General features: G+C 48.7%; 12 protein-coding genes. 11 read left to right on the top strand and 1 reads right to left on the bottom strand.

Annotation, left to right across the window (positions count from 1 at the left end; genetic code table 11):
- Positions 1-124: 124 nt before the first annotated feature.
- The 8 genes from ARB25_RS09435 to ARB25_RS09405 all read left to right on the top strand — a co-directional run bounded on the left by ARB25_RS09435 (position 125) and on the right by ARB25_RS09405 (position 6,025).
- Positions 125-298 (top strand): hypothetical protein, encoded by a 174-nt coding sequence (locus ARB25_RS09435; protein ID WP_055287621.1) that lies wholly within the window; start codon positions 125-127, stop codon positions 296-298.
- 12 nt (positions 299-310) lie between these two features.
- Positions 311-1,000 carry an ABC transporter ATP-binding protein gene (locus tag ARB25_RS09430; RefSeq protein ID WP_055287619.1) on the top strand — a complete coding sequence of 230 codons (690 nt, stop codon included), beginning with the start codon at positions 311-313 and terminating at the stop codon, positions 998-1,000.
- Positions 1,000-1,755: an ABC transporter permease gene (locus tag ARB25_RS09425; RefSeq protein ID WP_055287617.1), complete on the top strand. Its 756-nt coding sequence runs from the start codon at positions 1,000-1,002 to the stop codon at positions 1,753-1,755. The genes ARB25_RS09430 and ARB25_RS09425 overlap by 1 nt, the downstream gene beginning before the upstream one ends.
- Before the next feature lie 445 nt (positions 1,756-2,200).
- A complete protein-coding gene (locus ARB25_RS09420; RefSeq protein WP_055287615.1) occupies positions 2,201-2,623 on the top strand; it encodes an RNA polymerase sigma factor in 423 nt (140 codons plus the stop codon).
- Positions 2,624-3,115: 492 nt separating this feature from the next.
- Complete coding sequence (locus ARB25_RS09415) at positions 3,116-3,319, top strand: hypothetical protein (protein ID WP_055287613.1); 204 nt, start codon at positions 3,116-3,118, stop codon at positions 3,317-3,319.
- Between the two features lie 137 nt (positions 3,320-3,456).
- Positions 3,457-3,633: a hypothetical protein gene (locus ARB25_RS10200; RefSeq protein ID WP_172676362.1), complete on the top strand. Its 177-nt coding sequence runs from the start codon at positions 3,457-3,459 to the stop codon at positions 3,631-3,633.
- Between the two features lie 88 nt (positions 3,634-3,721).
- A complete protein-coding gene (locus ARB25_RS09410) occupies positions 3,722-5,230 on the top strand; it encodes a recombinase family protein (RefSeq protein ID WP_055287612.1) in 1,509 nt (502 codons plus the stop codon).
- 78 nt (positions 5,231-5,308) lie between these two features.
- Complete coding sequence (locus ARB25_RS09405; protein WP_301280530.1) at positions 5,309-6,025, top strand: PTS system mannose/fructose/sorbose family transporter subunit IID; 717 nt, start codon at positions 5,309-5,311, stop codon at positions 6,023-6,025.
- On the opposite strand, the gene ARB25_RS09400 is transcribed toward ARB25_RS09405, so the two are convergent.
- Positions 6,022-6,777, bottom strand: coding sequence for a GntR family transcriptional regulator (locus tag ARB25_RS09400; RefSeq protein WP_055287610.1), 756 nt, complete (start codon positions 6,775-6,777; stop codon positions 6,022-6,024). The genes ARB25_RS09405 and ARB25_RS09400 overlap by 4 nt on opposite strands.
- A 124-nt stretch (positions 6,778-6,901) precedes the next feature.
- Between ARB25_RS09400 and ARB25_RS09395 the strand changes: the two genes are divergently transcribed.
- The 3 genes from ARB25_RS09395 to ARB25_RS09385 all read left to right on the top strand — a co-directional run bounded on the left by ARB25_RS09395 (position 6,902) and on the right by ARB25_RS09385 (position 8,969).
- Positions 6,902-7,969 carry an alpha/beta hydrolase gene (locus ARB25_RS09395; RefSeq protein ID WP_055287608.1) on the top strand — a complete coding sequence of 356 codons (1,068 nt, stop codon included), beginning with the start codon at positions 6,902-6,904 and terminating at the stop codon, positions 7,967-7,969.
- 332 nt (positions 7,970-8,301) lie between these two features.
- Complete coding sequence (locus ARB25_RS09390) at positions 8,302-8,622, top strand: type II toxin-antitoxin system prevent-host-death family antitoxin (protein ID WP_055287606.1); 321 nt, start codon at positions 8,302-8,304, stop codon at positions 8,620-8,622.
- Positions 8,619-8,969 carry a type II toxin-antitoxin system RelE family toxin gene (locus ARB25_RS09385; protein ID WP_055287604.1) on the top strand — a complete coding sequence of 117 codons (351 nt, stop codon included), beginning with the start codon at positions 8,619-8,621 and terminating at the stop codon, positions 8,967-8,969. Before ARB25_RS09390 ends, ARB25_RS09385 begins: the two co-directional genes overlap by 4 nt.
- Positions 8,970-9,198 lie beyond the last annotated feature (229 nt).

The raw sequence follows: 9,198 nt of genomic DNA, 5'->3' as shown, positions 1-9,198 counted from the left end.
TTCCTAGAACCTGTTGTTGTGGTGATTTCAGATTCTAGGACGAAGGCCGTTCTTCGTTAAACGGGCGCTAGGGTGTCACCCTTACACCAACATTTTCGACGCGATCCCATAGGAGGTACAAACAATGGTTAAAGTAGCTTTAGTAATTTCACTCATCGCTTTGGTGGTGTGCCTGCTCATGGCTTTGCATGGCATATTGAGCGATGGCCTAAAAGGGCTAAAACAGAGGTCAAAACCCATCGGGATTTCATTTTTGATTTACGCTGTGGCCTTTTTGCTTTTTATCTTTTTTCAATAACGGAGGAATTTCATGCTGCAAATCAAAAATGTAAATCTGAATGTTGGAAATACCGCCTTGCTATCTAACATCAACCTGACTTTAGAGAAAGGAAAAATCTATGGTGTTCTGGGGCCAAACGGGGCTGGAAAAACAACGCTGTTTAAGTCCATGCTGGGCCTGACCGCCTTTTCGGGAGAAATCTTCTCGGATGGACAACCCGTTTCCAGCAGATGTTTTGGAAGTTTGATTGAATACCCGGCTTTTTACCCCCGGCTCACCGTAGAGGAAAATTTGAAGCTCCACGCGCAGTATTTAGGTCTGAAACGGCCAAACATCGAAGCGGCGCTCAAACAAGTAAACCTGCTGGACGCCCGGAAAAAGCTGTTCTCTCAACTTTCTTTGGGAATGCGCCAACGGCTGGGAATTGCCCGCGCCTTTTTAGGCAATGTTCAATATTTGCTGCTGGACGAACCTACCAATGGCCTTGATCCGATGGGGATAAAGGAAATCCGGCTGCTTCTGAAAGAACGCCTGAAATCTCCCCAACACTGTATTTTGGTATCAAGCCATAATCTGACGGAGATTGCCGCTGTCACAGATGTTCTTATTTTCATTCGTGGCGGAAAAATCATCAAGGTTGTAGAAAACGACTATAACGAAAAGGAACTGGAAGCACTGTATGAGGATATTATGACTTCCGGCCAGAGGGAGGAAGCATAATGGGAATGTTGATTAAAAATGAGTTTTACAAGTTGAAGCGGGAATGGTTTATGGTATTTCTTCTGCTGCTGTCGCTTCTTCCCATCATTACCGGCGGTGCGGGGGCAGTTTTCAACAACAGCACAAAATCGCTTGCCGACCTGTTCTTCTTTATGAATAACCAGTTTTCCATGTTCTTCCCAATGGTGATCTTCATTTTGATTGGTTCGCTGTTTTATCAGGAATACAAGAACAAGACTTACATCAACTGGATTACCTACGGTTTTTCAAAGAAGAAGCTCTTTCTATCGAAAGTCGCTGTCAGCATCGTTATCGGCTTCGGCTTCGCGGCCGTCTTATTTATCGCTTTTGGCCTGCTTGTGACGGTACTCAATGGAGCAGGCAGGTTGACCGGGGGTGTTTCCCTGTTCCTCAATCTGGCAATCGGGTTTGGAATTGAAGCTGGTGTTGTCGTTTTGATAACTACCTGTTTAGGGGCAATCGTTATCAACCTGAGCCGCAATATCATTGTAACAAGCGTCGTAGGGGTTATATATGGCTTTGCATCCTGCCTGTTCATCGGTTCAGAAAGTGGTTTTATCATTCCGGGCAGCTTCGCATATCGTGTGTCTATGTTCTTCTCGGATAAATCTACTTACTATGAAGCCCCTGTACCGGCCACCATCGGCGGATGTATCAGCATTGTACTTTGCCTTATCGTGATGTTTCTGGTTGGATTGATTGTCTTTTCCCACAAGAAAAAAATTGAAAACTAACTGTTGCCGGACGACGGCAAAAGAAAAAAAGCCGTCGTTCAGCATAAAATTTTCATGCCTATTTACATTTACGGCGGCTTTTGAAAGCCGCCGTTTCTTTAGCCCCTTGGAAGGAGATGACGACTAAGGTGTAAGAAATTACGGCGGCCTGTGTGGAGGTGCCGCCGTGGTTTTTATTTGTAAGCGACGATTTTTGACAGGGTATGACCTATCAAAAAAATCCCTGCTTTTGCACAGGGATGTTGCGGCACTGTATGCGAAATTTGTCTTGACCTGACAGATAATGTGATTTCATGTACCTGTACGGCTATGTGCCGTCCGGGTACTTTTTGTTTTGCCTCCAATGACTTCGGGCCATGTTGGCCCGAGGTCGTACCCCGATGTCGCTCACCACCGCCTCCGTTTCGGCTACCCATTAACCTGAACACCCGAAACGGAGGTATTTATGAAAATCATCAATCTGCGGGATATTTACCCTCATTATACACAGGATTGTTTTGTTGAAGTGACTGACGAAGTGGCCGATCTGTTTTCCGAGTTCGACCACAAAGAGGCGGCTTACCGTCTGCGTACATACCGGCACAAGGCGTACTACTCCCTTGACCGGAATGACGGCATTGAGCATGAGGCTCTTTTCGTCGCTCTTTCTCCACATGAGCTGTATGAGCGTAAGGTGAATATGCAGGAACTCCATGCCGCCATTTCCCGGCTGCCGGATAAGCAGGCAAAACGTATTTACGCCCATTTCATTCTCGGCATGACCAAAAAGGATATTGCCCGGGCAGAAGGCGTCCATGAAAAAGTCGTGCGGGTCGCCATTGAGCGCGGTCTGCGGAGCCTGGAAAAAATTTTGAAAAAAGTTCTGTAAGGCGTACCGATTTAGGCCAAAAAATGAAATGGTATATGAGAGGCAGTCAAAGCCTCGGGCCACATTGGCCCGAAGTTAGGACAAGCCTTACGCAGCTTGAAAACTGAATAAAAAGATACCCGGATACGAAGGGTGCTTGTGTCCAGTGACAGGCCCGCCATGACCTCTATTGCCAGAGAATAGAGAGAGCGACAAGGCCCATGCCGCAGGCGGGCCTTGGCAGGTCTGCCGGATAAAACACAAAATCCCGGATACTTGCGATTAGTCACAATCCGAGCGTGCAGCGGTGTTGCGAACCGTGAGCCGTCGCAGGTAATGAGATCGCCTTGCCATCAGAATGGGGAGAGCTGAAATGCTATGGGGTGGAACGCCATCCGCCCGTCCGGTCTATCTGAAAAGCACTTTTGACCTGTGGGGCCTCGCCGCTATTCTGTCTGATGATAGAGCGACCTTTCCGGCGAGGCCCCATACTTTTATGAATAGGAGAACCTTATGAAGAAAACTTATCCGTCCATTCCGGGACTGGAACCGGACGCATGGAGCAACGACGCCTGCCGTGGTTATGTGATTATGGCAATGCAGGACTGTGGCTTCTCCCATGAGGATATTCGCCGTGTGGTACGGCAGCTTTACGAAGTCTTTGACTTCCATACCATCAATGAGGCAGAGCAGAAATACTATCATGGCGACTATTGACCTCGGTCCACATTGGCCCGAAGCTGGGGAAAGCTCAAAGAGCGGCACCTCTCGGGGTGCCGTTTTTTGACGTTTCCCCATTCGGACAAGAGGGAGACTGGTCGGCATTAACCTATACTGGAAAAGGGAGGTTTTCAATGGTTCAAGCTGTTACATACCAAAGCGACAAGCAATCTGTTTATTTTCAAGGCAAGCTCATTGTGCTGGAAAACCTGACGCCGGTACTCTCCCCGGAGGAAAGGAAGAAGCGGAAAAGAGAAATTGAAAATAATCTGTACGACATATTCAGCAAGTACGGGGACAGATTTCTCTAATCAATCGCAACATTGTTGTCCGGGGCTGCTAATAGTATAATATAGTTGTAAGGTTGGTAGCTCCATTCCATACGGAAAGGAGCCCAATATGGACATTATCAGAGAAGATTGTATTTACGCAAGGCAGTCGGTAGACCGCAAGGACAGTATCAGCATTGAAAGCCAGATTGACTTTTGCAAGTACGAACTGAAAGGCGGGAGCTGTAAGGTATTCAAGGATAAAGGCTATTCCGGGAAAAACACGGACCGGCCGGAGTTTCAAAAGCTGCTGGGAGAAATCCGAAAAGGCAGGGTACGGCGGGTAATCGTTTATAAGCTGGACCGGATCAGCCGCTCCATTCTGGATTTTGCGAACATGATGGAGCTGTTTCAAGAGTACGATGTGGAGTTTGTTTCATCCACCGAGAAATTCGACACCTCGACCCCGATGGGACGGGCCATGCTGAATATCTGTATCGTATTCGCACAGCTTGAACGTGAGACAATCCAGAAGCGCGTGACAGACGCTTATTACTCCCGGTGCCTGAAAGGCTTTCACATGAGCGGGCAGGCCCCATACGGTTATCAGTTGGAACCGACAGTGGTTGAAGGTATCCGCACAAAGAAAATGGTGGCAGACCCCGAAACCGCTCAATATGTGAAGCTGATGTTTGAGATGTATTCCGAACCGGAAACGTCCTTCGGGGATATTACCCGTTACTTTGAAGAACAGAATATCAAGGTTTACGGAAAATCCCTGTTCCGCACGTTCCTCTCCCAGCTTTTGAGAAATCCGGTCTATGCACAGGCAGACTTGGAACTCTATGAGTTTTTCAAAAGCCAGGGCGCAGCCATTGTCAATGACGCTTCTGATTTTGCCGGAACCAACGGCTGCTATCTCTATCAGGGCCGGGATGTAAAGGAGGATAAGGACAGGTGCCTGAAAGACCAGATACTTGTGATTGCCCCACACGAAGCACTCATACCGTCTGACGTATGGCTGAAATGCCGGAAGAAGCTAATGGCGAATAAGACCTTCCAGCAAGGCCGCAAACCGAAAAACACATGGCTTGCCGGAAAAGTCAAATGCGGACATTGCGGATATGCGCTAAAGGCCACGCACAATCCTAAAAGCGTTGAATATTTCCGTTGCACGAAACGTATTCAAACAAAAGGTTGTCCGGGCTGTGGGAAAATCCGCAAGCCTGAATTTGAGGAATTTATCTTCAATGCCATGCGGGCAAGATTTAAGAATTTTCAAGTCCGGCACGACAAAGAGGAAAAAGCAAATCCGAAACTGACCGCCTATCAGATTGAGCTTGCACAGGTCGAAGCCGAAATTGAAAAACTGCTTGATACACTGACCGGAGCCAATGCAACACTGCTTGCCTATGCCAACAAAAAAATTGAAGAACTGGACACTCGCCGCCAGACCATTTCAAAGGCGATTGCAGAATTGTCCGTCGAAACAATGTCACCCCAAAAGGAACAGGAGCTTTCCTATTATCTTGACCACTGGGACATCATTGAGTTTGACGACAAAAGAAAAGCCGCTGACGGCCTGATTATTTCAATCAGCGCAACCAGCGACCACGTTCAAGTAGAGTGGAAAATCTGAACACTCTTGATTTTGCCACTCTACTTACTTTCAAACCTAACATTTCTTTTTAATCTTGTTTGTACCCCTTGTACACCGATGCTTGGTTTCTGCTACGACATGATTCCGGTAATCAAGCGGTTATACGATAAGCCTGAAGACCGGATCGAGGCATATAAGCGTCATCTTGAGTTCTACAATATTCAAGTTACGTTTAATCCTCTGGTCGCCGGCATTGTGGCCTCCATGGAGGAGGAGAACGCCAACAATCAGGACTTTGACACCGCCTCAATTAACGCCATGAAAGCATCGCTTATGGCTCCGCTTTCCGGTATTGGAGATTCACTGATTGCCAGTACGCTTCGCATGATTGCGACGGGCGTTGTGACAGGACTTTGCCTTTCGGGCAGTCTGCTCGGCCCAATCCTGTTCCTGCTTCTTTATAATGTCCCAACGATCCTGATCCGCTGGTTTGGGCTTCAGTATGGTTATTCGCTTGGCAGTGGCATGATTTCGAAGCTGAACGATTCTGATGTAATGCACAAAGTTACGTCCGGCCTGGCGATTGTGGGACTAATGGTAGTTGGTGGAATGGTGGCGACCACCGTTGCAGTTACCACTCCGCTCGCTCTTAACTTCGGCGACACCGCGTTTAAGTTGCAGGAAACGCTCGATGGGATATTCCCGGCTCTTTTGCCGCTCTGCGCGTTCGGGATCATGTGTCTTTGCAATAAGAAACAGGTCAAAATTATTTGGCAGATTGTGGGCATTCTCGCTGCGGGTATTGTGCTCGGCGTCCTGGGGATTTTGGGCTAGAGAAGGCGTCCATCTTTTGAGATGCTGAACTCGAAGGACGATGCGTCTGCTCGCCAAACGGTTTTTGAATAGTGGAGCGGCATTTCATCGCAGGCATATGTGACGTGCTCGACAACGCTCACGGGGGCTCCAACGATATAACCGAGAAGGTTTGCTTCTTGGAGCCCCGCTATTCCTGCGGTGATTTTGAGCTTCTCAATACCGGTTGCGATGCTGTAATGGTTGGCGATCAGGTCGAAAAGACTGGCATTGTCTGTGAGAAGCTCCAGTAGTCCGGGCAGAGTGCCCTGCGTTGCATAAACGGTGTCGATGGCGCAGGGGGCATTTTCGATATAAACCAAGCGCGCAACTCGTTGCACTACGGTTCCGTTGTCAATTTTGAGCTCCCGTGCAATGTGGGCATCAGCCTTGATCAAGCCTGTTTCCAGGATGGACTTGGTTGTTTTATCGCCGTATTGGGGGTCGGAGCTCAAATTGAAAATGGTGCTTGTTCCTCGTTTCAGGGTGAGCTTCGATGGGTTTACGAATGTTCCCTTGCCTCGCAGGCGGTAGAGCAAGTTTTGGTCAATGAGATTCTGTACGGCGCGTCTTACGGTGATCCTGCTTACTTTGTATTGCTTGCAAAGCTCGGTTTCGGTGGGAATCTGACTGCCGCCGGGGAGTTCGCCAGAAACTATTTTCTTGAGGATATCGTTTTCAACGGTCTGATAGAGAAGCTCTGGCTGAGTGAGCTCGTCTTTTGCTGCAGGCATGGTGGACCCCTTGGTCTTCAGTTTCTTTAGTACATAGATATACGACAACTGAGGACATCATAAGCCGTTATCTCAAAAGTTATGGAAATATCGATTTGGCGTTATCGCCGAGAGGGGATTTAAGATGGGCAGACAATACGACGAGGCGTTGATTGGCGCCATCTCCGGTCGCTCGTTTATAACCGAGAAGAGGGGGCTCGAGGTTCAAATTCGTCCGGTTCCTGATGATGAAAGAGAGCATGTGCTTGACCCACGAATTCTCGAGGTATCTCGCAAGAAGATGCGGAATGTTAGCATGTCTCCGAGCTGGACGAGCCTTATTGGAATGCGCCATCGCCCGGATAAGCCGACATACCGCCTACTCGATGGTGAGGTTCAGCGCGATGAGATCCTCATGGAGGCGGCCGATCGCTATATAGATTTATTCGTCTGGACGCCACCAAATCATAAGAAGGCAAGTCCAGCGCTTGTTTACCTGCATGGCGGCGCGTTTATGGCGGGGAATGTTCTGCAATTTGAACATCAGCTCGAGTTCATCGCCGAAAAGTCTGGTGCAGTGGTGGTTTATCCAGAATATCGCTTGGCGCCGGAGACGGCATTTCCCGGGCAGATCGAGGATTGCGTTCTTGCTCTTGATTATGTGTGCGAGCATGCCGGGGATCTCGGAATCAATCCTCATAAAATAATGGTCGCCGGCGACTCCGCAGGAGGAAGCCTTACTAATGCGTGTGTTCAGCTCAGGGGTGCTGGAGCTGTAGCCCATGCCTTCGAAATCTATCCTGAAGTCGACCTTGCGGGCGAACAGGGCGAGGGATATGAGGATTTTCCTGCGATAGCCGATCAAGAGGACGTTGCGCGTTTTCGCATCGACCATCTTCGCGATTCGGACGGCCCGATGGTCGAACTTTGTGCACACGGAAAAATGTCTCCTCATGACCCGTTGATTTCTGCGCTAATGCTTGAGGACTGCACTGATTTCCCCCCGGTGACTATCGTGACATCCGAATACGATCCGCTTCGTATCCCCGATGAAAAATGGGCTACAAAATTACGGTCTTCAGGAATCGATGTCGAGGTCATCGAATATGCCGGATGTGACCATGGTTTCTTCGATCATTTTGGCGTGTACCCGCAATCGGAAGACGTGTGTTTGTTGATGGCTGAGAAGCTTAAAGAAATGGCTGCACAATAACGTCTCTCGGCGATAAGGGACTGAAGTCGCCTGTGTTTCTGCATTCGTGGTTCTCAGTCTGATTAAAAATGAGGCTTGCTCCTTGCCCGAGTGGGTGGGGAGCAGTTTGTTTTTTGTAGCGATGCGAGGCGAGTGCCGCGCACTTTAGATCGCCATTTTGCTTCGCTGTATACCACTTGACGTAATAAAAGAGGCAAGGGCGGTGCGAGGGCCAACAGTCATTCTAAGCTCGGATTCGTATTCTAAAAAGGTTGTTTCGGTTGCGCGGTACAATATAGCAAAAAAGAATGATAAAATGAATTTGAAAAAGAATTCATTTTTAGGAGGTATGTATGCCTGCTTTGCAGATGCTCGACAACCTTGTTCCAATTAGCGATTTCAGCCACGGTAAGGGCTCGGCTGCATTTTCGAAGGTTGGGGACGACAATCCTGTTGTGGTTCTCAAACACAACAAGCCAGCGTTTGTGATTGTTACACCCGATGAATATAGGGAAGCGAAGCAAGCGGAGGAGGACCTCACCTTGTTAACGTTGGCGCTTAAGAGAATGGCTGTGGCAAGTGACGATGCGCTTGTTTCCCTGTCTGATGTTATGGAAGAGCTGGGTGTGAGCCAGGACGAACTCGATCAGATGGATGAGGTCGAGTTTGAATGAGTGGGTACGAAGTCGCTTTCTACCCGGATGCTATCAAGGATATTAAGCGTCTGGACGGCTCCCAACGAAAGATCGTCCTTAAGGCTATAGAAAAAATCAGAACGAACCCATTGCCGCAGAACGAAGGTGGATTCGGCAAGCCTCTTGGAAACAAGGCAGGTACGGATTTGACTGGCTTTATGAAGATCAAGCTCAGGGGAAGTGGCATTCGAATCGTGTACCGCCTCATCAGAATTAAAGAAAAGATGGCCATCGTAGTGGTAGGCGCTCGCGAAGACATGGAAGTCTACCGAACTGCTCAGAGACGAGAACTCGATTTCGAGAAATGGGCGGAAGAGAATATCTAGCTTTAACGATGAACGACGAGTGAGCGTTGGTGGGGCCCTGACGAATTAGATTCGTCAGGGTTTTTCGCTGAACCAATTGCCTTCAGCCTCCGTTGACCTTTCCTTCCAATTCATCAGCCAACGTACGTCATAGCAATCCCCGGTAGGTCGCAGGGCGCTTCGCGGGCGGGCCAGGCTTTATCTTCACTCCGGTTGCTTCGCAAAGTCGTTCAGATAAAGCCTGGCCCGC

The organism is Collinsella aerofaciens (assembly GCF_001405375.1).
Lineage (GTDB): Bacteria > Actinomycetota > Coriobacteriia > Coriobacteriales > Coriobacteriaceae > Collinsella > Collinsella aerofaciens_F.
This window is presented reverse-complemented; position numbering and strand designations above follow the sequence as displayed.